Origin of the sequence: Bradyrhizobium sp. HKCCYLRH3099, assembly GCF_051167855.1 — a bacterium.
Taxonomy (GTDB): Bacteria; Pseudomonadota; Alphaproteobacteria; order Rhizobiales; family Xanthobacteraceae; genus Bradyrhizobium.
Genome location: NZ_JBNPTW010000007.1, coordinates 206,446 through 229,096 on the forward strand (window position 1 = coordinate 206,446; position 22,651 = coordinate 229,096).

Below are 22,651 nucleotides of genomic sequence, written 5' to 3' on the forward strand. Positions count from 1 at the left end.
GACCCTTGATGCAGGTCAACGGGGCGGAGGCCCGTCGGCCGCGGCCGGTTTTGGCGGTGCCGGTTTCAGCGGCTTGTCCTGCCGCTTCGACCAGGAGATGTAATAGGCCACCGTGGTCATGATCGCGATGCCGGCGACGCTGACCAGGATCTGCGCCAGCAGCGAGCCCGAGCTCAGCATCAGCATGAAATGGCCGATGAAGGACAGGAAGACGCCGACGCAGAACACGGCGAGCGATTGCTGGCCGCAGACCACGAGCGGATCGAACGCCTTCCACTCAAGTCCCTTCCACTCCTTCGGCACGAAGCGGATGACCATGATCACGATCACCACGAAGTGCAGGAAGCGGTAGGGCGCCAGATTGGTCTTGTCGTTCGGATTGAACGCCGCATAGAGCCAGTGCGGAAACATCGCACCGAAGTCCGGGAAGCGGCCGGCCATGGTCATGATCAGGGCGAGCAGCAGGTAGCCGAGGCAGAAATAGAGAGTGGCCGGGGCCATGATGATGCCCATCGAGCGGCGGGCGCCGCCGAGCGCGCACCAGGAGCCGAACACGAACAGGACCTGCCAGCAATACGGATTGAAGTACCAGCTGCCGGCCGGATAGGCGGCGAAATTCCAGCCCATGTAGCGCGCCACGAGCCAGAGCACGATCGAGGCGATCATCGTCAGGTCGGGCTGGCGCAGCATCAGCCACAGCACCGGTGGGAAGAAGCCCATCAGCACGATGTAGAGCGGCAGCACGTCGAGATTGACCGGCTTGAACTTCAGGATGAGGCCCTGCGCCAACGTGTCGCTGGCATGGTCGACGAGACCGGCGACGTTGAACTCGTCGATGATCTCGGACACCCCGAACCGCGTCGCGAGATAGCTGATGGCAACGATATAGATGACGAACAGGACGATATGGGCGACGTAGAGCTGCCACACCCGCTTGAACAGCCGGGTGGCACCGACGATGAAGCCTCGGTCGATCATCATCCGGGCATAGACGAACGAGGCGGTATAGCCGGAGATGAAGACGAACAGGTCGGCGGCGTCGCTGAAGCCGTAATTGCGGGTGGTGATCCAGTTCACCACATTGTCGGGGATATGGTCGAGGAAGATCGCCCAGTTGGCGATTCCGCGAAACAGGTCGAGCCGAAGGTCGCGCCCTCTCTCGGGCAGCGTGGCATTGATTTTCATGGCCGCTTCAACGCACTGTTTTGAAAGGAAAACGTCCGGGGAGCAGGGAGGCGCCGTGACAGCCGAGCGAGATTGTCACGGGACGGCAGAATGACTATACGGAGCACGATAAACGGTCACGTCCTGGATGGGAATCACCGTTCCGTGCTGAATGTTGCCTGTACCCCATCCCGGCCGTCTCCGCCAAACGCATGACGACCGCCGCTCGAGAGGCTCTGCCAGCCATGACCGCACGTATTTTCAAGCCCGCCAAGAACGCGATGCAATCGGGCAAGGCCAAGACCCGGGACTGGCAGCTGGATTACGAGCCGGAGCAGCCCCGTTCGGTCGAGCCGCTGATGGGCTGGACGTCCTCATCCGACATGAAGCAGCAGGTCACCCTGCGCTTCGACAGCAAGGACGAGGCGATCGCCTATTGCGAGCGCAAGGGCATCCCGTACCAGGTGATCGAGCCGAAGGAGCCGGTGAAGCGCCAGATCGCCTATGCCGACAACTTCTCGTTCCGCCGCGGCGAGCCTTGGACGCATTGATCCGGCGCGATCGGCGACAGCGTTCTTGCCCTATTCGGGTGCGCCATCGGCGCCGGGAATCGGCAGCGGTCCGTCCTTGAACTGACCGAGCGATGGCAGGCTTCTGATCGTGCGGACGCCGGGCAGGGCGGCAAACTGCCGGAGTTGCCGGCTCATGCCCTCGACGCCGGTCGAGACGCATTTCAGCAGGAAGTCCGCATCCCCCGATAGCCGCCAGCATTGCTGGACCCAGGGCAGCGGTACGATCGCCGCCTCGAAGGCCCCAAGCGCCGCCTGGTTCTGACTGTCGAGCTGGATGGTGACGAACGACACCACTTCATAGCCCAGCGCCCGTTCGTCGATCGTGGCCCGGATCGCCGTGATGACGCCGCTGCCGCGCAGGGCGCGGACGCGACGCAGGCAGTTCGGATGCGAGATGCCGACGCGGTCCGCGAGCTCGTTGATGCGGATGCGTCCGTCGAGCTGGAGCTCGGCAAGGATCTTTCGGTCGATCGCGTCGAGGTCAGGGCGCTCTGCCATCGCCTTATACCTGTTCGACCCTTCTGCCGTCGTCACGGCTCGGCCGGGATGCCGCGCTCGACGGCATCACGCCCGAGAGCACAAGCTTCTCGTGAGCCGCGATGATCGCGTCCCTGGTCAGCCGGCCGCCCGGACGATACCAGCTGCACAGTCCGGTCAGCAGCGCGATGATGGCAAAGGTGGCGACCTGGATGTCCACGACGTCGAACACGCCTTCCGAAACGCCATCACTGAGGATGTCGGCGAGCCGCCGCTCATAGGCGCCGCGCAACGCCACCACCGCTTCATAGTTGCGCGGTTCGAGGCTGCGCAGCTCCGAATTGGCGATGAAGACCTCGCGCTTGCGGGTCATGTGATAGCTGACATGGAAGGCCACGAACGCCCTGAGGCGTTCGACGGCGCCCTGCTTGTCCCTGAGCGCCAGCTCCAGCTTGCTGAGGAGGTCGTTTATGTGGTCCTGGATCAGCTGCGACAGCAGCTCCTGCTTGGTGCTGATGTGATTGTAGAGCGAGCCGGGCTGGATGCCGACCTCGGCCGCGAGCTGGCGCAGGCTCATCGCCTCGTAGCCGTGCTCGAAGATCAGCCGCAGGCCGGCCTTGCGGATCGCCTCCATGGTCGTCGGACCGTGTGACCCGATCGTGCGCGCCATCTCATCCTCGCGAGACCCGCTCAGCGCCGCGCCCCAAGGATCGAAGCCGCGCGGCAACCGTGGTCGGTGTGAAAACACGTGTCGTCTCAAAGAGCTGCTGCTCAGATCGAACGCTACAACAATCCGCTTGAGAACTCGATATAAAAACGTATGATCGTTTAATTCGAGAACGACGGACGGCCTGAAACGGCCGCGAGAGGGCCAGGGAGGACAGCATGCCGGCAGAGGTGATAAACCGTTGGTTGCGGCGAATCTCCTGGTCACACGCAATCTGACGCGTGCTCCCGCGCGGCTTTCCCTCCAAGCTGAGACACGAAGACGCCGATCATGACGCTTCATTCCACGATCGATCCCTCGTCAGCGGATTTTGCGCGCAATGCCGAGGCCATGCGCGCGCTCGTTGCGGATCTGCGCGGCAAGCTCGCGCAGGTCGCCGATGGCGGCGGCGAGGCCTCGCGCAAGCGGCACCTCGCGCGCGGAAAGATGCTGGCGCGCCAGCGCGTCGACCTGCTGCTCGATCCCGGCACGGCGTTCCTGGAGCTGTCGCCGCTCGCGGCGCACGGGCTCTATGGCGGTGACGTTCACTCCGCGAGCATCGTGACCGGCATCGGCCGCATCGCGGGCCGCGAATGCGTCGTCGTCGCGAATGATGCGACGATCAAGGGCGGCACCTACTATCCGATGACGGTGAAGAAGCATCTGCGCGCGCAGGACATCGCGCGGCAGAACAATCTGCCCTGCGTCTACATGGTCGATTCCGGCGGCGCCTTCCTGCCGCTGCAAGACGAGATCTTTCCGGATGAGCGGCATTTCGGCCGCATCTTCTTCAACCAGGCGCAGATGTCGGCGCAAGGTATTCCGCAACTCGCGATCGTGATGGGCTCGTGCACGGCCGGCGGCGCCTATGTGCCGGCGATGTCGGACGAGAGCATCATCGTGCGCAATCAGGGCACGATCTTCCTCGGCGGCCCGCCATTGGTGAAGGCCGCGACCGGCGAGGTCGTCAGCGCCGAGGAGCTCGGCGGCGCCGATGTGCATTCGCGGCAGTCCGGCGTCACCGATCACTATGCGCAGAACGATGCGCATGCGATCGGCATCGCCCGCCGCATCGTCGGCACGTTGAAGCCGCCGGGCGCGCGCACCGTTCTGAACATGCGCGAGGTACGTGAGCCGCGCCATCAGGCGGAGGAGATCTACGGCGTGGTGCCCGCCGACGGCCGCAAGCCGTTCGATGTGCGCGACATCATCGCCCGCGTGGTGGACGGCTCGGAATTCGACGAATTCAAGAAGCTCTACGGCCAGACCTTGGTGTGCGGCTTCGCCCACATCTTCGGCTATCCCGTCGGGATCATCGCCAACAACGGCATCCTGTTCAGCGAGAGCTCGCTGAAGGGCGCGCATTTCATCGAACTGTGCTGCCAGCGCAATATTCCGCTGGTGTTCCTGCAGAACATCACCGGCTTCATGGTCGGCAAGAAATACGAGGCCGGCGGCATCGCCCGCGATGGCGCCAAGCTGGTGACGGCGGTCGCGACCGCCTCGGTGCCGAAGTTCACGGTCGTGATCGGTGGCTCCTACGGCGCCGGCAATTACGGCATGTGCGGCCGGGCGTACTCCCCACGCTTCCTCTGGATGTGGCCGAACGCGCGCATCTCGGTGATGGGCGGCGAGCAGGCGGCCATGGTGCTGAGCCAGGTCCGCCGCGACGGCATCGAGGCTAAGGGCGAGAGCTGGCCCGTGGAAGAGGAAGAGAAATTCCGCGCGCCCATCCGTGCGCAATACGAGGCGCAGGGCAATCCGTATTACGCGACCGCGCGGCTGTGGGACGATGGCGTGATCGACCCCGCCGATACCCGGCTCGTGCTCGGGCTCGGATTGTCAGCTGCCGCCAATGCCCCGGTCGAGCCGACCAAGTTCGGCCTGTTCAGGATGTGATCATGGCTCGTCCCGGATTGTATCGTCGTTTCCGCAAGCTACTGATCGCCAATCGCGGCGAGATCGCCGTGCGCGTCATCCGCACGGCGCGCGCGATGGGATTGAAGACCGTCGCGGTCTATTCCGAAGCCGATCGCAACGCACTGCATGTCGCGCTCGCCGACGAGGCCGTGCTGCTCGGGCCGGCCCGCGCCCGCGACTCCTATCTCAACATCGAGCGGCTGATCGAGGCTGCCAAGGCGACCGGCGCCGAAGCGGTCCATCCCGGCTATGGCTTCCTGTCGGAGAGCGCCGAATTCGCGCAGGCCTGTCTCGACGCGGGGCTCGTGTTCGTCGGCCCGACCGCGGCGATGATCACCGCGATGGGCTCGAAGTCCGGCTCGAAATTCCTGATGGAGCAGGCCGGCGTGCCGCTGGTGCCCGGCTATCACGGCGAGGCGCAGGACGAGGGCACGCTCGCCCATGAGGCCGCGCTGATCGGCTATCCCGTGCTGATCAAGGCCTCCGCAGGTGGCGGTGGCCGCGGCATGCGCGTGGTGAATGCAGCCGGCGATCTCGCTGACGCCGTCACGAGCGCCAAACGCGAGGCCAAGGCGGCCTTCAGCGACGATCGCGTGCTGATCGAGAAGTTCGTCCAGAATCCGCGGCACATCGAGGTGCAGATCGTCGGCGACAGCCACGGCAATCTCGTCTCGCTGTTCGAACGCGAATGCACCTTGCAGCGCCGGCACCAGAAGGTGATCGAGGAGGCGCCGTCGCCGACGCTGTCACCTGCGCAGCGCGAGACGGTCTGTGCGGCGGCGCGCCGCGCGGCGGGCGCGGTGAACTATGTCGGCGCCGGCACCATCGAGTTCGTCTCCGACGGCCGCGATGTGTTCTTCATCGAGATGAATACGCGGCTTCAGGTCGAGCATCCCGTGACCGAGCTGATCACCGGCGTCGATCTCGTCGAATGGCAGCTCCGCGTCGCCTTCGGCGAAGCGCTGCCGCTGACGCAGGACCAGATCAAGCTCAACGGCCACGCGATCGAGGCGCGCGTCTACGCGGAAAATCCGGCCAAGAATTTCATGCCCTCGGTCGGGGCCATCAAGACCTGGCGGGTGCCAGCAGAGACCGGCGGCCTGCGCATCGATGCCGGCTATCGCGAGGGCGATGCCGTGTCGCCGTATTACGACGCAATGCTCGCCAAGATGATCGCCTGGGCACCGACGCGCGAGGTCGCGATCGAGCAGCTCAACCGCGGCCTCGAAGACACGGATGTCCGCGGCATCGTCAGCAACATCCCGTTCCTGTCGGCACTGCTGACCCATCCAGATGTCCAGGCGAATGCGATCGACACCGGCTTCATCGAGCGCCATCTGGCGCAATTGACAGAGTCAGGGGCCAATGCCGGTGATGTCGAACTCTGTGCAGCGGTCGCGGCCATTCTCATCGACGAGCAGGCCGCGGCAGCGAAACAGCAGGGCTCGCCGTGGCGGTCCTCCGGCTGGATGCCGGTCGGCCTGCGCCAGCGCGTCTTCTCGTTCCGCCAAGGTGCGGGGGCAGAGCCGCAAACGGTCACGCTGGCCTATGGTCCGGGCGTGCAGACAGTGGCGATCGGCGGCCGGGTGACATCGTTCTCAGCCGTTCCGACTGAAGATGGCGGCTTCGACCTTGTGCGCGACGGGGTCAAATCCCATGTCGTGGCCGTGATCGAGGGGCATGAACTCTATCTGCGTACCCGCAACGGTCGCTTTGATCTGCACTGGATCGATCCGTTCGGCGGCGACGACGAGGAGCAGGGCGGCGAGGACAAGATCGTCGCGCCCTTGCCGGGCACCGTGGTGGCGTTGCTGGCACAGGAGGGGGCCGTGCTGGAGAAGGGCGCGGCGATCCTGACGCTCGAGGTGATGAAGATGGAGCAGACCCTGCGCGCGCCGTTCGCGGGCGTGCTCAAGGCGATCAAGTGCAAGGTCGGCGACATCGTGCAGGAAGGCGTCGAACTGGCGGAAGTGGAGCCTTCCGCCTGATCCTCCAACTCGAAGAGGTCAGCATGAGCGAGAGCGTGCGCATCATCGAAATGGGCCCGCGCGACGGCCTGCAGAACGAGAAGACCTCCGTCAGCGTCGCCGACCGCATCGCCTTCGTCCGTGCGCTAGTCGATGCCGGCCTGACCACGGTCGAGGTGGGCGCCTTCGTCTCACCCAAGGCGATCCCGCAGATGGTCGGCTCCGATGAGGTCATGCGCAGCGTCGCCGCGCTGCCCGGCGAATTCCACGTGCTCGTGCCCAACGTGAAGGGCTACGAGGCCGCGCATGCGGCGGGAGCGAAGGTGATCTCGGTGTTCACGGCCGCGTCCGAGAGCTTCTCGCGCGCCAACATCAATTGCTCGATCGGTGAGTCGCTTGAGCGCTTCAAGCCTGTCATCGCGCACGCCAAGACCGACGGCATCAAGGTGCGCGGCTATGTCTCCTGCGTGCTCGGCTGTCCCTATGAGGGCGAGATCAAGCCGCAGGCGGTGGCCGACGTCGCCAAGGCGCTGTGGGATCTCGGCTGCTACGAGGTCTCGCTCGGTGACACGATCGGCGTCGGCACGCCGCTCAAGGCCAAGCAGATGCTGCGCGCGGTCTGCGACGACGTGCCGGTCTCGCATCTGGCGATGCACTTCCATGACACCTATGGCCAGGCACTGGCCAATCTCTATGCCGGCATGGAGGAGGGCGTGCGCGTGATCGATGCCGCCGCAGGCGGCCTCGGCGGCTGCCCATTTGCGCCAGGCGCGACCGGCAATGTCGCGACCGAGGACGTCGTCTACATGCTCGAAGGCATGGGTATCCGCACCGGCGTGGACATGGCGAAGCTGCTGGCGGCGACCAACGAGATGAGCCGGCTGCTCGGCCGTCCGCCGGTCAGCCGTGTGGCGGCCGCGCTGAATGCGAAAGCGAGGCGGGCGGGTAGCGAATAAGGCAAGCCCGGATCGCTACTCCTCAGTTGCCATTCTCAGCCGCTTCAGCGGCTGAGATCCGGGCCCATCACGAGGTCCGGCAGCGCCGTCGAGATCTGCGGCACGAAGCAGAGCAGTATCACCGCGGCCATCATCAGCAGCACGAAGGGCAGGGTGCCCCAGATCACCTCGCGCAGCGGAATGTCCGGCGCGACGTTCCGGATGACGAAGATGTTCAATCCCACCGGCGGGTGGATCAGGCCCATCTCCATCACGATCGTCATGACGACGCCGAACCAGATGATGTCGAAATTCGCCGCGCGCAGCGGCGGCAGGATGATCGGCGCGGTCATCAGGATGATCGAGACCGGCGGCAGGAAGAAGCCGAGCACAACGACCATCAGCAGGATCGCGAACAAGAGCTCCCAGCGCGGCAGGTGCAGCGAGACGATGTACTCCGCCACCGACTGCGAGATGTGCAAATAGCTCATCACGTAGGAGTACAGCAGCGACATGCCGATGATCAGCATCAGCATGGTCGATTCCCGCAAGGTCGCCTTCATGATCGGCGCGAGATCGCTCGGGGTCCACACCCGGTAGATGATCGCAATCAGCACGAGCGCGAGGATGCCGCCGAGGCCCGCCGTTTCCGACGGCGTGGCCAGCCCGCCATAGAGCGCGACCATGACGCCGGTCAGCAGCAGCACGAACGGGATCACGCGCGGCAGCACCGAGAAGCGCTGCGCCATCGTGTACTCGTCCTTGACCAGAATATCCGACCAGGCGCCCGATTTCTCATAGACGACTTTCGCGCGCGCATATTCCTGGCGGAAGCGCACGACGGCATAGAGGCCGAACAGCGTGACCAGCAGCAGTCCCGGACCGATGCCGGCCAGGAACAGCCGCCCCAGCGATTTCTCCGCGGCGATCGCGAACAGGATCATCGTGATCGAGGGCGGCAGCAGGATGCCAAGCGTGCCGCCGGCCGCGATGATGCCGGCCGCGAAGCCGCCGGAATAGCCGCGCTTACGCATCTCGGGGATGCCGGCCGAGCCGATCGCCGAGCAGGTCGCGGGCGACGATCCGGCCATGGCCGCGAACAGCGCGCAGGCGAAGACGTTGGCGACGCCGAGGCCGCCGGGCACGCGATGCAGCCAGGCATGCAGCGCCGAGTAGAGATCCTGGCCGGCGCGGGAGCGGCCGATCGCGGCGCCCTTGAGGATGAACAGCGGGATCGACAGCAACGTGATCGACGCCATTTCCTCATAGACGTTCTGCGTCACCGTATCGAGCGACGCCGTCGGCATGTAGATCGCCATGAACACGACGGCCACGGCGCCGAGCGCGAACGCGATCGGCATGCCTGCGAACATCGCAAACAAAGTGGAGAGGCCGTAGGCGACCCCGATTCCAAACACGCTCATCGACGAGCTCCGGTCAGCGGGGCCACGATCTGCAGCAGCATCTGTACGCAGAGCAACGACATTCCGGCGGCCATCAAGGCGTAGGGAATGGCCAGCGGCGGCGACCACATTGAATTGGAGACCTGGCCATCCACCCATGCTTCATGCGTCAGGGTCCAGGACTTCCAAGTGAAGAAGGCACAAAACAGGAAGCTCGCGACATCGACCAGCCAGAGCCGGATCTTGTTGGCGAGCGGCGACATCAGGCCGACGAAGGCCTCGATGCTGACATGGCCGCGATGCTCCTGCACATAGGCCGCGGTCATGAAGGTGGCGCCGACCAGCAGGAATACGGCTGCCTCGTCCTGCCAGTAGTTGGCGGCCTTGAACAGCGCGCGGCCGGCGACGCTGTAGCTGAGGATCACGCAGGCCGCGACGAGGGCGAACGCGGCCAGCACGACGATGATGCGGTTGAGCAGCGAGACGAGACGTTGAATTGGCGCCAGCGGACCGCTGGCGCCAATGACTGTCGTGGTCTCGGTATCGGAGACGGGCGCGTGCATCACTCAGGCCGCGACGTCGGAGGCGAGCTTGAGGAGCTTGGCGCAGTTGGCGGACTTGTTGCCGTAGTCCTTCCAGGCGGTATCGCGCGCGATGTCACGCCACTTGGTGACGATCTCCGCGTCGAGCTCGGCGACCTTGGCGCCGGCCTTTTCGTAGACCTTCGCCACCTCGATGTCGTCCTCCTGCGCGCCCTTGCGCCCGAACGCTTCCATCTCGGCGCCGACGGTCAGCAGAATGTCCTGCTGGTTCTTCGGCAGCTTGTCGAACGAGGCCTTGGACATCATCAGCGGTTCGAGCATGAACCAATACGAGGCCTTGGCGCCTGAGGTGAGCGCCTTGGAGACCTCTTCCAGGCGGAACGAGATCAGGCTGGTCGAGGAGGTAATACCGGCATCGCAGGCGCCGGTCTGCATCGCCGTGTAGATTTCGTTGGAGGGAACCGAGAGCACCGAGGCACCGGCGCTCTGCAGCACCATGTCCATCTCGCGCGAGCCGCCGCGCACCTTCATGCCCTTCGCATCTTCGGGCGTGAGCAGCGGACGCGAGCGGCTGGCGACGCCGCCGGCCTGCCAGACCCAGGTCAGCAGGATGATGCCCTTGTCGGCGAGGAAGTCGCTCAGCGCCTTGCCGACCGGCTCGTTCTTCCAGCGCATGCCCTGGTCGTAAGTGGTCACCAGACCCGGCATCAGCGCGATGTTGGTCTCGGGGACCTCACCGCCGGCGTAGGGCATCGGATACAGGCTGATGTCGAGCGCGCCCTTCCGCATGGCGGAGAACTGCGCGACCGTCTTGATCAACGATGAGTTCGGATAGATCTCGGTCGCGATCTCGCCGCCCGAGCGCTTCGCGACCTCCTCCGAGAACACGCGGCAGAGCCGGTCGCGGAAGTCACCCTTGTCGATGGTGCCGCCGGGAAACTGGTGGGAGATCTTCAGCGTCGTTGCTGCATGAGCCGTACCGGTTCCGAAACGCAGAATCGCGGGCGCAGCAAGCGCAGATGCAAGGACGTGACGGCGTGAGAGCATGAGATTTCCCCTGGACAACTGGTGGTTGGGTTCCCGACCCGATACGTCAGCGTGCATAAGCCGCCGACCCTGCCGGATTCTCCTCTAGCCGAACAATCGCGTTCGTTCGAGGCCAAATGCATGGGAGGCGACATATTGCTGCGGCGCAATGCCCACCTGTGAATCCCCGTGCGCGAGATCTACTAACATTCGCTCGACGGGCGAAATTGTGTCGGTCGGTTCCGAACGCGGCAAGTTCGAGTCAAAATTGATCGAACAAAAATTCTTCGCGCCCCGCGTAACAAGCGCTGTGACCACAACGTCGATGTCAGGGAGCGGCGCATCCGCCGCCGTCGACCCGCATCTCAAGTCGACCCCGACCTCAAGGAGAGATCATCATGACCAATCGCAGCCGCTTCATCCTGGGCGTTTCCGCCGCCGCTCTCGCCTTCAACATGGCTCTCGCGCCGGTTGCCTTTGCCGAGGACAAGATGAGCAAGGATGACGGGATGAAGAAGGGAGCGATGTCCCACGACAGCATGAAGAAGGATTCGATGTCCAAGGACTCGATGAAGAAGGACGATGCGATGTCGAAGGACAGCATGAAGAAGGACGACGGCATGATGAAGAAGAACTAAGCCGCCGATCGCGTGCGATGGGATGGCGCGCGCCTCCCATCGCCGAACCTGTCGGGCAGCGCCTTTACCACGCCGCGCGCATGACGCGCCAAGCCTGGCGCGTCGCACTAGTCGTACAGTCTTACTTTTTCTTGCCGCGAGCCTTGCGCGCGGCATAGCGCGCATCGCGCTTCGCCTTCTGCTCGGCTTCGAGCTCGGCTGCGCGGGCGGCAGCTTCTTCTGCCTCGCGTGCGAGGCGTTCAGCCTCGGCCGCCTTGGCCTCTTCTTCCAGGCGCTTCTGCTCGGCCTTCGCGGCCTCGCGCTCAAGGCGCAACTGCTCGCGACGTGCCGCTGCGGCCTCTCGCTCCTGCCGGCGCTTCACGACTTCGGGATCGTCGGGTCCCGGCTGTGATTTGAACTTCTGTAAAATGCTCTGGCGTGCCTGCTGCGCGGCCTTCTGCCGATCGGCAAATCCAGGTTCCTTGAATCCTCTCATGGAGACGTCGTCACTTCGCTACTGGTGTGGTTCGGTGAGGGGCTGCCTGCGCCGCCAAGCAGTTCTTCCACGGTGACGTGAACACGAGCGAAGGCTGACGCGAGGGTGTGTGTATAGGATCGCATATGTCGATGACAAATGCTTTATCACCATCCTCCCCCAACCGCGGGGCTGAGCGCTTGCATGGGGCGCACCGATCGCTATGTAAGCCTCCCCCGTGACGCTGACGAGGTCAGCCGGATGTGAATTGCTTCACGCCTCGCGGGCCATGGCGTACCGCCAGGGTGCGACATCCGATGGAGTTTACCGGCATGACCTCTGTGTTTCGGGGGCGCAGGCGCCTTGCGCTCGCCCTGGCGCTGGCGGCCCTCGTAACCAGCGCTTGCGTGATGAGCGCCGTGCTCGCCAGGACGACGCCGGTTTCGGCCGGCGTGCTCGGCTCCGAATGGCAATGTGGGCAGTTTCTCGGCGTCACCAGCTGCACGCGGAGCGAGCCGATCTCGCCCGCGTCGCGCCACCAGCAGCCTCATGAGGAGGCGGCCGGCCTCCGCTCGGCCTAGGCGCAAGATGGGAACGCCGGATCAGGGGCACGGGCGCGGAGCGGCGATCGCGGCGCTCGTGTTCGCGGCGATCATGGTCGGTTTCGGCCTGTGGCTGGCTCGCCAACTGACCTCGGCCAGCCGGATGCAGGACTGCCTGATGTCCGGACGCTCCAACTGCGCCGTCATCGCTCCGGAGCGCTGAGCTGAGATCGGCGGGGCCGCTGTCCGTGCCCGCAGATGGAGTGCGCCGCTTTTCATCATTTGGCGACGAATCAGCGCGCTTTTCCGCTATTGGGGAGCTGTCTGACGCTTGGTCGCAAAAATGTCGCGATTCTTCCGGTTTCTCGCAAGGAGTGTGGCGCGGCAGGATGAGATCCGATCCGCGCGTCCGGCGTGTCCGAGGCGTCCGAAGCCGGAGCGCAATGCCCGCGATCGAGGGGTGATTGAAGATGTCATTGTTCAACCAGACCACGCCTCGGCTGCCGGCATTGGCGGCCCTCGCGGTGATCGCATTGCCCGCGCAGGTGTGGGCGCAAACCCAGGACCAGGGCGGTCCGGGGGCCGGACCCTCGCCGCAGGGGCGTCCGCCCGCGGTCCTTCGTCAGGGACCCGCTCAGGGCGGGCCGGCGGGAGGCCAGCCACATGTCCAAGGCCCGCGGCAGGGCGGAGGAGGGCCGGCGCAGGGAGCTCCGACCGCTGTGGCGCCTCCGGTCAGCCAGCCGGGCGGGCCTCAGCCGCGGACTGCCGGCACACCCCAGGTCCGTCCGCCCGCGCCCGTGGCGCAGCAGGGCCGTCCGCCGGGCGTTGGTCCGGGGGCCGGTCCGGCTTATGCCGGGCAAGGATACGGCCCGGCGCACAATCCTGGGCCTCGTCCCGCGGCTGCCGGACGAACGCCCGACGCGCGCTATGCCCGCGGCGCGGTCGCGGTGCGCGACTATGGCGGACAACCTTATCGCGGGCGGGTCGGCTGGGAAGGCGGCCGCTGGCGCCACGAAGTGCACAACGGCCGACCCGGCTGGTGGTGGGACGTGGGTGGCGTCTGGTATTACTATCCCGAGCCGATGGAAGGGCCTCCCACATATGTGTCGGAGGACTATGCCGACGACGTGGTCTACGCCCCGGCGGCGGCCTACCAGGCCCCGCCGCCCGCGGTCGTCTATGAAGCCGCGCCGCCGCCCGCCGATCCGGACCCCGGCGCGAGTGCGCTCGGCGGTGCGATCATCGGCGGCGTGCTCGGCGGCCTGCTGACCGGGAAGGCGGGCGGCGCGGCTGCCGGTGCCGTGCTCGGCGGCGCCACCGGCGCGATTGCCGGCGCGACGGCAGCGGCACGTCCGGGCTACTATCTGTCCCAGGGCAATTGCTACTATCGCTATCCGTCGGGCGAGTACGTGGCGGTTGATCCGCGCTCTTGCTACTGATTTGAACGGACGCTGCAGCCCCCTTCCGCAAAGGTCCGGTGGAGGGCCTCGCAACGAATCCTGTAGGATCTGCCTGAAAGCGGTCGCGAGGTGAAAGTTTCCGGGCCATGGCGAAAGCGTCCAAGCTCGTTGCCGCCAAGGGCGGAAAGGTTCTGCTGGTCCGGCGTCGCATTGATGGACGCTGGATGTTTCCGGGCGGCCGCAAGCGGGCGCGGGAGACGGCGAAGGATTGCCTCAAGCGGGAGATCAAGGAGGAGCTTCCGAAGCTCAAGCTGGGACGGCTGCGGCTTTGGAAGGAAGTCACGGTCAAGAACAAGCGCTCAGGGCGCAAGATGAGCGATGCGATCTTCATCGCCAAGTACGCCAAGGGCCGGCTCGAGATTGGCGACAAGAAGGAAATCGACCGCGCCGTCTGGCAGAAGCCTTATGGCCTGAGCCTCACGCCGACATCGCGCTACATCCGGGACCGGCTGTTTCCGCGAAAATCCGACTGAGCCACCGGTACGAGGGGAACGGCTTCGCCCTTCGGGCGTTGACTGTGCATGACTTACGACAGCACAGACAGAACACCTCGCGTGCTTACGCCGGAAGAGCGTCGGGCGCGTGATGCCTCGCGCCGGGCGGATGCTGAGCAAGCCATGCGCGAACACGAGGCCGCTCAGCGGGCCTTTTATGCCAATCGCGAGCGGCTACGGGCCGAACGCTTGGCCCGCGAGGCTGCCAGCAAGCAGGGCTGATCCAAATCGTAGCCGACTCAGTTCGGCTTGCGGCTCTTGAAGGCGTTAGCCATCCGCAGGAATGCCTGATCCAGCAACGCGTACATGTCGCCCGTGATGTCGCAATCGAACATCGCGCGGCGCATGCACGTCATCCACTCGTCACGTTCAGCGTCACCAATCGGATAGGGGCGGTGGGCTGACATGATGCAGCGATGCTCTGGCCGCTCGAAATAAAGCGCAGGGCCTCCGAGCCAGCCGCTCAAGAACTCAAACAGCAACTGCTTGATGGGCGCGAGATCCTTGTCGTGCATGGCACGGATCCGGCTCGCTCCAGGCTCTTCATCCATGATCGTGTAGAAGCGTTCGGCCAGACGCCGCACGCCGGCTTCGCCGCCGACCAGTTCATAGGGCGTCGCTTCGGCCACGACTGCTTCGCTGCTGGGATTTGCTGCCGTCATTTTCCCTCGTTCCGCTTCCCAGTGCAGCCAACAAGCGGCGAGGGTATGGCGCCTTGATCTGCGTCAAGCGAAAATGCGGGGAGCACACGGCTCTTGCAGATGCGGTGGAGCGAGCGGGGATGGGCGGCGCGGGACTTGGCGCGCCGATCTCGACGTCAGCGGATGTTGGCTTTGACCAGCCGTTGCCGGTCGGTGTCCGCCGCAATCTGGCGCAAGGTCTGCCGCAACAAGGCCAGGTCGACCGGCTTGGAGAAGGGCGGATAGACGTTGAGACCAAGGATCTTGCCAGCGCGCACGGTGACGTCGCGGGTCTTGTCGTCGGAGCCGCTGATGATCAGGACCGGCGTGCGCGATTTCATGTCCGACAGCAGTTGCAGGACTTCCGTGCCCGAGCGCTCGCCAAGGTTCAGGTCGAGGGTAATGCACTCGAAGTTGCGCCGGCGCAGCACGTTGATGGCGCCGTCCACCGAATTCACGCCGGTCGTCGCAAAGCCCGCCTGGACAGCGATCTTGCGCAGGATCGACAGGTGAACGTCGGCATCTTCGATCACGAGAAGTTCGTTCAGCATGGTCCCCGCACGGTTCTGTGTCGGCTCTTGATGGGCATCTGGAGTTTAAAAGTCGGTTTCTGAGTTCCACGTAAATTTTCGTTTCCGTAGAATCACGGAAATATTTCGCGGCAATATCGGCTGCCGGCTGGACTTTTCCACCGGCGCGCCTCAGCACGGTGCCGGCCCCGGACCTCGTCCGGATCGCCAAGGACAAGAGGGTATTCTCAGAACTTGTGGCATTGACAGTCGGGTTTGCTCGCACCTACGGTCGTACCGACGGTTCCTTTCGAGGATTAAACGGGAACGCGGTGAGGGGAGACCCGAGGCCGCGGCTGCCCCCGCAACTGTAAGCGGCGAGCCTTCGCCATCAGCCACTGGATCTCGGTCCGGGAAGGCGGCGATCAGGCGCTGACCCGCGAGCCAGGAGACCTGCCGTCAGTCGTGGTCACACGTGAGCACATCGGGCGGGGTGTCCTGATGGAAGCCGTTCTGCCGCCTTCCGGCGGGGGAATTCTTTTGCTCGCGGTGACGTGCCACGTTGTCGCGAGTCCATTGATGACCTCCGCTCTGTCCGTCGCGTCGAAGCGACGCGTTCTCCTTCTGTCGTCCGTTGCCATCCTCTCCCTGTCATGGCCGTCCGCCGGCTGGTCACAGGCTGTCAAACCGGAGCGCATGCTCGATCCTGTCGTGGTCGACCCGCCCACGGCGTCGCGCGTCGGCCGATCCCTTTCGGCCGAGGTGAAGCGCACCGCGGTCCGGCGCGCTCGAGGTCCTGCGCGCCCGCCGACGGAGGTCGCGGCAGCGCCATCCGCCAATCCCGGCTTCGCGGCTCCGACATTGAACCTGACGGAGGCGACATCCACCGGAAGCCGCCTCGGCCTGACGCGTCTGCAGACGCCGGCGAGCGTCGACGTGATCTCGGCCGAGACGATCGCCGAGCGCGGCCAGCAGAATGTGATCGATGCGGTGACGCAGAACGCCGTCGGCTTCACTGCGAGCCCGGCGCCGGGCAATGGCGGGCTGTCCTTCAACACCCGCGGCTTCACCGGCAACGGCTCGGTGATGACGCTCTATGACGGCACGCGCCTCTATGTCGGCTCGGGCACGCTGACCTTCCCCTTCGACAGTTGGTCGGCCGAGCGTATCGAGGTGCTGCGCGGCCCAGCCTCGGTGATGTACGGCGAAGGCGCGATCGGCGGCGCGGTCAACGTCGTCTCGAAGTTGCCGCTGTGGGTTCAGCGCAACCAGGCGGAGGTTTCGCTCGACAGCAACATGACGCGCCGGATCGCCGTCGACAGCGGCGGACCGGTGAGCAGGGACGTGGCCTATCGCATCACCGCGACCGGCAACCTGTCGGACGGCTGGGTCGACCGTGACCGGACGTCGAACGTCGCGCTGCATGCGGCGGTTCAGGTCAGGCAGAACGAGGACGTCACCTGGACGATCTCGACCGACTATGGTGATCGCAGCCCGTCGCGCTATTTCGGCACGCCGCTGGTCAACGGGCGCATCCTGGAGACGCTGCGCTTCAAGAACTACAATGTCAGCGACAGCAGCATTCGCTATCAGGACAGCTGGAATCAGGTGAAGACGGAGTGGCAGGTCGCCGACGGCATTTCCGTTCGCAACACGCTATATTATCTGAACAGCCAGCGGCACTGGAAGGACGTGGAGAGCTACGCCTACAACGCCGCCACCGGACGCATCGACCGCAGCAGCTACATCGAGATCTTCCACGACCAGCAGCAGGTCGGCGATCGCTTCGATGCGACGTTCCGCGGCCATGTGTTCGGCATGGCCAACGAATTCGTGGCCGGGTTCGATGTCAACAACATCAGCTTTACCCACACCAACAACTCGCCCTATGGCGGCACGTCCTCGGTCGCGCTCTACGACTTCGATCCAGGCGTGTTCGCGAGCCCCAATCGCACCGTGCCGGGATTCGGCAGCACGACCAACCAATATGGCCTGTTTGCCGAGAACCGCCTGTCGGTGACCGACCAGCTATCGCTGATCGGCGGCATCCGTCAGGACGAGCCGACGATCGCGCGCACCGACTACGTCACGCCGGGCAACAGCTACGAGAAATCCTATCATGCCACGAGCTGGCGCGTCGGCGCCGTCTACACGCCGATCAAGGATCTGGCCTTCTATGGCCAGTACGCCGTGGCGGTCGATCCGGTCGGAAATCTGATCACGATGTCGGCGGCCAACCGCAATTTCGCGCTGTCGAGCGGCAAGCAGGTCGAGGTCGGCGTCAAGCAGTCGTTCTGGGGCGGGCGGGGGGAGTGGACCTTGGCGGCCTATGAGATCGTGAAGAACAATCTGTTGGCGCGCGATCCCGCCAATCCCGCCGTCACGGTCCAGGTCGGCCAGCAATCGTCGCGCGGCGTGGAGGCCGCGGTCGGCCTCGCGCTCGACCATGGCTGGCGGGTCGATGCCAGCACCGCGCTGTTGCGCGCCAGATATGACGACTTCGTCCAGTCGGTCGGCGGCGTCGCCGTCAACTATGCCGGCAACGTTCCGGTCAATGTGCCGCAGACGGTCTCCAACATCTGGGCGACCTGGGCGTTTGCGCCGAACTGGTCGGCCAATGCCGGCGTCCAGGTCGTGGGCAGGACCTTCGCCGACAATGCCAACACGCTGGCGCGGCCGGCCTACGGCGTCGTCAATGCCGGCGTGCAATGGAAGCCGGATGCGAACACCACGGTGTCGTTCCGCGTCTTCAATCTGTTCGACGCGATCTATGCGACGTCGGGCGGCACGACACAGTGGCTGCTCGGCCCGCCGCGCACGGCGCAGCTCGCGGTCAACGTCAAGTTCTGACCATGCGCCGCCGGATCGACATCGTCTCGGTCCCGCGGCCGTCAGAGCCGATGGCGGCTCGCCATCGATCCGGAGGGGCTCTGCAGGCCGTTGAGGGCGACCGGCTGCATCCCCGACGGGCGCGACTGGCGCCAGTGATAGACGTGCCGCACGATCCCGGCGACCAGCAGCGGCAGGATGGCGGCGACCGCCATCAGCGGCGACAGCGGCTTCGGTGAAATCATTTCCAGCGCCATCTCCGACACCATCCAAAGCGTGGCGATCACCAGGGCGCAATCGAGCGGAGGGATGCGCAGCCAGTACAGAAACCCGACGATGACCACCGCAGGCGCGATCGCCGGGCCGATCATGTAGAAGGTCAGCTCGGGCGGCGTCAGCGCGTCAAGAAGCATGGATGCCAGCAGCCAGAGGCTGAAGAACATCACCGCGCCGTCGACGTATCTCATGGAACACCTCCGCCGCGACATTTTGGCGCAATCTTTGTCCGGTTTGTGGCCCCTGCGCAAGGGTGGGCTGCCCTGACGGGGAATTTGTTCCCTTGGCACTGTCGCCGAGCCGCCGGGGACGGGGCGCTCGCCCGCCGACACGGAGAGCGCTCGCGCAGCTGCATCACGGCCGCGGTCCGGCCCTTGTCCTGTCTCCCATGGGCCACATTGCACATTACAATACATTGCTAACGGTATCTAATGATTGCTGTCTGCGTCTGAGCGTGTCACATCCCGTAAATCTACGGGAATTGCGGAGCTGGCGACCCGGCCGGCGAACAAGGAACGGCCGGGGGCATGGACCTGCGATTCCGAGCGGACATCGATTACCTCCGGGCCGTCGCCGTTCTCCTGGTGATCGGATTCCACTACGGCATCCCCGGCTTCCAGGGCGGTTTCGTCGGCGTCGACATCTTCTTCGTCATCTCCGGCTACCTGATCACCCGGCTGATCTGGGCGGGGATCCATCGCGGCGATTTCTCGTTCTGGACGTTCTACGACCGCCGCGCCCGCCGCCTGCTGCCCGCGCTCTACGTGATGGTGCTGGGCACCGGGATCGGGGCCTGGTTCCTGGCGCCGCCGGACGACTACCGCATGTTCTTCGGCAGCGCGGTCTCGACGTTGCTGTTCTCCTCGAACATCTTCTTCTGGTTCCAGGCCAACTATTTCGATCTGCCGTCGGTCGGCAAGGTGCTGATCCACACCTGGTCGCTGTCGGTCGAAGAGCAGTTCTACTTCCTTTTCCCGCTGCTCACCGTCGTCTGGAGCAGACGCTTTCGCGATCCGTCCTCGCGGGTCTCGCTCGGCCTGCTGCTCGCCGGCACCGTGGCGCTGTGCATCGCCAACGAGCTCCTGATCAGGAATTCCGCCTCGGCAGCGTTCTACCTGTCGGCGCTGCGCGGCTGGGAATTCCTGATCGGGGGGCTGGCCTATCTGCTCGATCGCTTTGCGCCGGCCGACATCCGCGCGCGTTGGACGATGGCGTTGAGCGGGGTGCTGCTGATGCTGGTGCCAGCCGTGACGTTCACGGAAGCCACCAAATTCCCCGGGCTGCATGCGCTGCCGCCGTGTCTCGGGGCCGCGCTCTTCATGATCGCCTTCAGCCGCGACGAGGGGCAGCCGATCTGGCTGCCATTCCGGCGCACCGGGCTCTTCCTCGGCAAGATCTCCTATTCGCTCTATCTCTGGCATTGGCCGGTGTTCGTGCTGGGCACGGCAGCAATGCCGATCACCTGGGCGGGGCCGGTCGCGACCTCGGCGATGCTCGCAGGCTCGTTCCTTCTTGCCTATGCCTCCTATCGCCTCGTCGAGCAGCCGGTGCGCACCCGGCCGGTGTGGCACGGAGTAAGGATGTCGGGCCTGATCGCGACAGCCGCGACGCTGCTGCTGGCGATCGGGATCGTCGGTGTGCTGCAGAACGGCTTTCCCGCGCGCTTTCCGCAGGCGGCGCAGCGCATGCTGCGTTTCAACGTCGGCGTCATGGCGCCGTTCTATGGCGAATCCACCTGCTTCCTGCAGCCGCATCATCCGTTCGCGAGCTATCGCCGCGACGTGTGCCTGACGCCTGTCGGCGATCGGCCGAACGTCCTGCTGTTCGGCGACAGCACCGCCGCGCACTATGCCTGGGCCCTGCGCAAGCATCTCGGGTCGAAGGTCAATCTGCTGCAACTGACGTCCGGAGCCTGCGCGCCATTCGTCGATCTGCACCAGCGCCAATCCAAGAATTGCGACGAGGTCAACGCGACATTGCGCGACGTGCTGCGCGAAGGCCGCATCGCCGCGGTCATCCTGTCCGGCAGCTGGCGCTCGTATCTCGAACTCTACGCGGTTCGGCCCGAGCGGGATGGCGCGGGGCGAAGCCGCAAATTCGACGGATATCTGACCGCGACCTTGTCGGCCGCCGAAGCCGCGCGCGTCCCGGTGCTGCTGCTGGGGCAATCGCTCGAGTTTGCCCTGCCGCTGGCCGCCAATCTGGTGCGCTATGAGATGACCCATCTTCCCACGAAGGGAACGCTGGAGGTCAGGCCCGATAGTTTCGCCGCCGATGCGCATCTGAAGCAGCTTGCCGCCCAGCAGCGCAATGTCAGCTTCATCTCGGTTCTCGACTCCGTGTGCGGCGACCGGCCGTGCCCGCTGAAGGTCGATGACGAAACGACCATCGTGTGGGACACGCTGCATCTGACGCCGGAGGGCTCGCTCTACGTGATGCAGCGGCTGGCGCCGGCACTGGATGCCTTTCTCGACAGGCTTCAGCCGACGCCCCAGCGCGTCAGCGGCAACCCGCCGGCGTCGCTGGATCGCTGAGGCCCCGGTCATCTCAATCCGCCGAGAAGCCGAACGGCACTGACGAGGTCCGGAAATCGTCCGGCAGGATCTCGCGGCCGATCGGCGGCGCCGACCGCGCGGCGCATTTCGGCCGGTGACAGACCCGGCAGGCGGTGCCGATCGGGGTGGGCGCGCTGGCGTCGGGGCCATGGCCGTCCCGCGTGTAGATCAACTGCCCGGCATGTTCGGCCGCGCAGCCCACCGCGATGGCGCGCTCGACGCGGACCGCGCCATAGGAGCCGCCGCCGGCGGTCACGGTGCGCGCGATCGAGAAGAAGCGGCGGCCGTCGGGCAGTTCCAGCCATTGCGTCACGATCTGGCGCGGCGTCTTGAAGATGCCGTGCACCGACCACAGCGGGCAGGCGCCGCCGTGGCGCGCGAACGGAAAGCCGGCGCCGTCGAGCAGCTTTGAGACATTGCCGGCGGGATCGATGCGGATCAGGAAGAACGGAATCTTCTCGGCGCCCGGTTTCTGCAAGGTCGTGACGCGATGCGCTGTTTGTTCGAAGCTGGTGCCGAACTGCCGCGCCAGGGCTTCAAAATCGTAGGCCCTGCTGTCCACGGCCTTGGCGAAGATCGAGTAGGGCATGATGATCGCCGCCGCGGCGTAGGCCGCGAGCGCGCGGCGCGCCAGGAGCTCGGCCGTCTTGCTGGCGAACTTGCCGTCCTCCAGTGCTGCACCAATCTCGTTGTCCAGCTCGAGATAAGCGAGTTGCCGCGCCAGTTCGAACTTCAGGCTCGCGCTGTCGAGCGAATCCTCGATCAGCAACTGCCGCCGGTGCAGGTCGAGCCGCCGGAGCGAGCCGAGCATGACGTTCGGCGGCATGTAGCGGACTTGCAGTTTGTGCTTCTCGCGAAAGCGCTCGATGAAGCCCGCGGGGCTCGCCGAGACCTGCGGGGATCCGGTGGCCGAGCCCTGAAAGACCGCCTGCGCCAGCCGCTCGGCGGCGTCGTCGAGCCCCGCGAAATAATTGCGGCGGGCGGCGAGGAAGCGCCGGACATCGGCGACGGGATCGTTGGCGTCAAAGCCTTCCGGCAGCGGCCCGCCGCCGGAGACCGCAGGCGCCCGCTCGGCCAGCGCCAGTTGCTCCTCGCGATAGGCGGTGTAGAGCCGCAGGAAGGCTTCGGCCATGCCGGGATAGCTGACGGCGAGGTCGGAGATTTCCAGCGCGGGGATGTCGATGTCCGAGAACATCGGGTCCTTCAGCACCGATTGCATCCGCGCCGTATGGTCTGCGCCGCCGTCGCCGGCCAAATCGGCCAGGTCGATCTTGTAGGTCCGGGCCAGCCGCAGCAGCATGTCGGCCGTGACCGGCCTCTGATTGCGCTCCAGGAGTGCCACGTAAGGCGCTGATATTTCGAGGTCCGCGGCCATGTCGGCCTGGGTCAGGCCGAGCTCGCGCCGGAGCCGGCGCAGGCGCGGGCCCATGAAGATCGAGCGCGCCGTGGCGGTACTCATGGCCGGTCATCTCCCCTCTGTAAGCTCCTTACAGCTATACACG

At 65.3% G+C, this 22,651-nt stretch carries 23 protein-coding genes and 1 riboswitch; of the genes, 12 read left to right on the plus strand and 11 right to left on the minus strand.

Translation table 11 applies throughout. The features are described 5' to 3' along the window. Positions 1-15: 15 nt before the first annotated feature. Complete coding sequence (locus tag ACQR1Y_RS16780) at positions 16-1,185, minus strand: OpgC domain-containing protein (protein ID WP_434860828.1); 1,170 nt, start codon at positions 1,183-1,185, stop codon at positions 16-18. 224 nt (positions 1,186-1,409) lie between these two features. Between ACQR1Y_RS16780 and ACQR1Y_RS16785 the strand changes: the two genes are divergently transcribed. After that, on the plus strand, positions 1,410-1,715 hold the full coding sequence (locus tag ACQR1Y_RS16785) for an ETC complex I subunit (protein WP_434860827.1): 306 nt from the start codon (positions 1,410-1,412) through the stop codon (positions 1,713-1,715). A 30-nt stretch (positions 1,716-1,745) separates the two neighbouring features. Here the strand turns inward: ACQR1Y_RS16785 and ACQR1Y_RS16790 are convergent, their stop codons facing one another. Both ACQR1Y_RS16790 and ACQR1Y_RS16795 read right to left on the minus strand, forming a co-directional pair. Continuing rightward, on the minus strand, positions 1,746-2,234 hold the full coding sequence (locus tag ACQR1Y_RS16790) for an Lrp/AsnC family transcriptional regulator (RefSeq protein WP_434875963.1): 489 nt from the start codon (positions 2,232-2,234) through the stop codon (positions 1,746-1,748). A gap of 4 nt (positions 2,235-2,238) precedes the next feature. Continuing rightward, entirely contained in the window at positions 2,239-2,883 is a 645-nt protein-coding gene (locus ACQR1Y_RS16795; protein WP_434875964.1) for a TetR/AcrR family transcriptional regulator, read from the minus strand. A 327-nt stretch (positions 2,884-3,210) separates the two neighbouring features. Between ACQR1Y_RS16795 and ACQR1Y_RS16800 the strand changes: the two genes are divergently transcribed. From ACQR1Y_RS16800 to ACQR1Y_RS16810, 3 genes are read left to right on the plus strand one after another with little or no spacing between them, the layout of a single operon-like run. Continuing rightward, positions 3,211-4,818: a carboxyl transferase domain-containing protein gene (locus tag ACQR1Y_RS16800; RefSeq protein ID WP_434875965.1), complete on the plus strand. Its 1,608-nt coding sequence runs from the start codon at positions 3,211-3,213 to the stop codon at positions 4,816-4,818. Between the two features lie 2 nt (positions 4,819-4,820). After that, on the plus strand, positions 4,821-6,827 hold the full coding sequence (locus ACQR1Y_RS16805; RefSeq protein ID WP_434875966.1) for an acetyl-CoA carboxylase biotin carboxylase subunit: 2,007 nt from the start codon (positions 4,821-4,823) through the stop codon (positions 6,825-6,827). A 23-nt stretch (positions 6,828-6,850) separates the two neighbouring features. Further along, positions 6,851-7,762: a hydroxymethylglutaryl-CoA lyase gene (locus tag ACQR1Y_RS16810; protein WP_434860822.1), complete on the plus strand. Its 912-nt coding sequence runs from the start codon at positions 6,851-6,853 to the stop codon at positions 7,760-7,762. Positions 7,763-7,806: 44 nt separating this feature from the next. Here the strand turns inward: ACQR1Y_RS16810 and ACQR1Y_RS16815 are convergent, their stop codons facing one another. The 3 genes from ACQR1Y_RS16815 to ACQR1Y_RS16825 are packed head-to-tail and all read right to left on the minus strand — an operon-like array spanning position 7,807 to position 10,733. Beyond that, positions 7,807-9,165 (minus strand): TRAP transporter large permease, encoded by a 1,359-nt coding sequence (locus tag ACQR1Y_RS16815; RefSeq protein WP_434860821.1) that lies wholly within the window; start codon positions 9,163-9,165, stop codon positions 7,807-7,809. Further along, the gene (locus tag ACQR1Y_RS16820) at positions 9,162-9,707 is read right to left on the minus strand and encodes a TRAP transporter small permease (RefSeq protein ID WP_434860820.1); all 546 of its coding nucleotides are present in this window, start codon (positions 9,705-9,707) and stop codon (positions 9,162-9,164) included. The genes ACQR1Y_RS16815 and ACQR1Y_RS16820 overlap by 4 nt, the downstream gene beginning before the upstream one ends. A gap of 3 nt (positions 9,708-9,710) precedes the next feature. Further along, the gene (locus tag ACQR1Y_RS16825; protein WP_434860819.1) at positions 9,711-10,733 is read right to left on the minus strand and encodes a TRAP transporter substrate-binding protein; all 1,023 of its coding nucleotides are present in this window, start codon (positions 10,731-10,733) and stop codon (positions 9,711-9,713) included. Between the two features lie 377 nt (positions 10,734-11,110). Between ACQR1Y_RS16825 and ACQR1Y_RS16830 the strand changes: the two genes are divergently transcribed. Then, positions 11,111-11,350, plus strand: coding sequence for a pentapeptide MXKDX repeat protein (locus tag ACQR1Y_RS16830; RefSeq protein WP_434875967.1), 240 nt, complete (start codon positions 11,111-11,113; stop codon positions 11,348-11,350). Positions 11,351-11,471: 121 nt separating this feature from the next. Here the strand turns inward: ACQR1Y_RS16830 and ACQR1Y_RS16835 are convergent, their stop codons facing one another. After that, positions 11,472-11,825, minus strand: a complete 354-nt coding sequence (locus ACQR1Y_RS16835; protein WP_434860817.1) for a DUF6481 family protein — start codon at positions 11,823-11,825, stop codon at positions 11,472-11,474. Positions 11,826-12,136: 311 nt separating this feature from the next. On the opposite strand from ACQR1Y_RS16835, the gene ACQR1Y_RS16840 reads away from it, so the two are divergent. The 5 genes from ACQR1Y_RS16840 to ACQR1Y_RS16860 all read left to right on the plus strand — a co-directional run bounded on the left by ACQR1Y_RS16840 (position 12,137) and on the right by ACQR1Y_RS16860 (position 14,522). Beyond that, the gene (locus ACQR1Y_RS16840; protein WP_434875968.1) at positions 12,137-12,385 is read left to right on the plus strand and encodes a hypothetical protein; all 249 of its coding nucleotides are present in this window, start codon (positions 12,137-12,139) and stop codon (positions 12,383-12,385) included. 7 nt (positions 12,386-12,392) lie between these two features. Then, a complete protein-coding gene (locus ACQR1Y_RS16845; protein ID WP_434875969.1) occupies positions 12,393-12,569 on the plus strand; it encodes a hypothetical protein in 177 nt (58 codons plus the stop codon). Positions 12,570-13,065: 496 nt separating this feature from the next. Beyond that, a complete protein-coding gene (locus ACQR1Y_RS16850) occupies positions 13,066-13,785 on the plus strand; it encodes a hypothetical protein (protein WP_434875970.1) in 720 nt (239 codons plus the stop codon). Positions 13,786-13,892: 107 nt separating this feature from the next. Next, on the plus strand, positions 13,893-14,279 hold the full coding sequence (locus tag ACQR1Y_RS16855; protein ID WP_434875971.1) for an NUDIX hydrolase: 387 nt from the start codon (positions 13,893-13,895) through the stop codon (positions 14,277-14,279). A 48-nt stretch (positions 14,280-14,327) separates the two neighbouring features. Next, positions 14,328-14,522 carry a hypothetical protein gene (locus tag ACQR1Y_RS16860; protein WP_434875972.1) on the plus strand — a complete coding sequence of 65 codons (195 nt, stop codon included), beginning with the start codon at positions 14,328-14,330 and terminating at the stop codon, positions 14,520-14,522. 17 nt (positions 14,523-14,539) lie between these two features. On the opposite strand, the gene ACQR1Y_RS16865 is transcribed toward ACQR1Y_RS16860, so the two are convergent. After that, positions 14,540-14,962, minus strand: a complete 423-nt coding sequence (locus ACQR1Y_RS16865; protein ID WP_434860811.1) for a group II truncated hemoglobin — start codon at positions 14,960-14,962, stop codon at positions 14,540-14,542. A 155-nt stretch (positions 14,963-15,117) separates the two neighbouring features. After that, on the minus strand, positions 15,118-15,531 hold the full coding sequence (locus ACQR1Y_RS16870; RefSeq protein ID WP_434860810.1) for a response regulator: 414 nt from the start codon (positions 15,529-15,531) through the stop codon (positions 15,118-15,120). Positions 15,532-15,773: 242 nt separating this feature from the next. Next, a riboswitch (cobalamin riboswitch) is annotated at positions 15,774-15,964 on the plus strand. Positions 15,965-16,068: 104 nt separating this feature from the next. Here ACQR1Y_RS16870 and ACQR1Y_RS16875 point away from each other — a divergent pair. Beyond that, the gene (locus ACQR1Y_RS16875; protein ID WP_434875973.1) at positions 16,069-18,339 is read left to right on the plus strand and encodes a TonB-dependent receptor; all 2,271 of its coding nucleotides are present in this window, start codon (positions 16,069-16,071) and stop codon (positions 18,337-18,339) included. Between the two features lie 41 nt (positions 18,340-18,380). Here the strand turns inward: ACQR1Y_RS16875 and ACQR1Y_RS16880 are convergent, their stop codons facing one another. After that, the gene (locus tag ACQR1Y_RS16880) at positions 18,381-18,761 is read right to left on the minus strand and encodes a hypothetical protein (protein WP_434860911.1); all 381 of its coding nucleotides are present in this window, start codon (positions 18,759-18,761) and stop codon (positions 18,381-18,383) included. A 360-nt stretch (positions 18,762-19,121) separates the two neighbouring features. Between ACQR1Y_RS16880 and ACQR1Y_RS16885 the strand changes: the two genes are divergently transcribed. Beyond that, positions 19,122-21,128 (plus strand): acyltransferase family protein, encoded by a 2,007-nt coding sequence (locus tag ACQR1Y_RS16885; protein ID WP_434875974.1) that lies wholly within the window; start codon positions 19,122-19,124, stop codon positions 21,126-21,128. A 13-nt stretch (positions 21,129-21,141) separates the two neighbouring features. Here ACQR1Y_RS16885 and ACQR1Y_RS16890 read toward each other — a convergent pair whose 3' ends face one another. After that, complete coding sequence (locus ACQR1Y_RS16890; RefSeq protein WP_434875975.1) at positions 21,142-22,608, minus strand: helix-turn-helix domain-containing protein; 1,467 nt, start codon at positions 22,606-22,608, stop codon at positions 21,142-21,144. Positions 22,609-22,651: the final 43 nt, after the last annotated feature.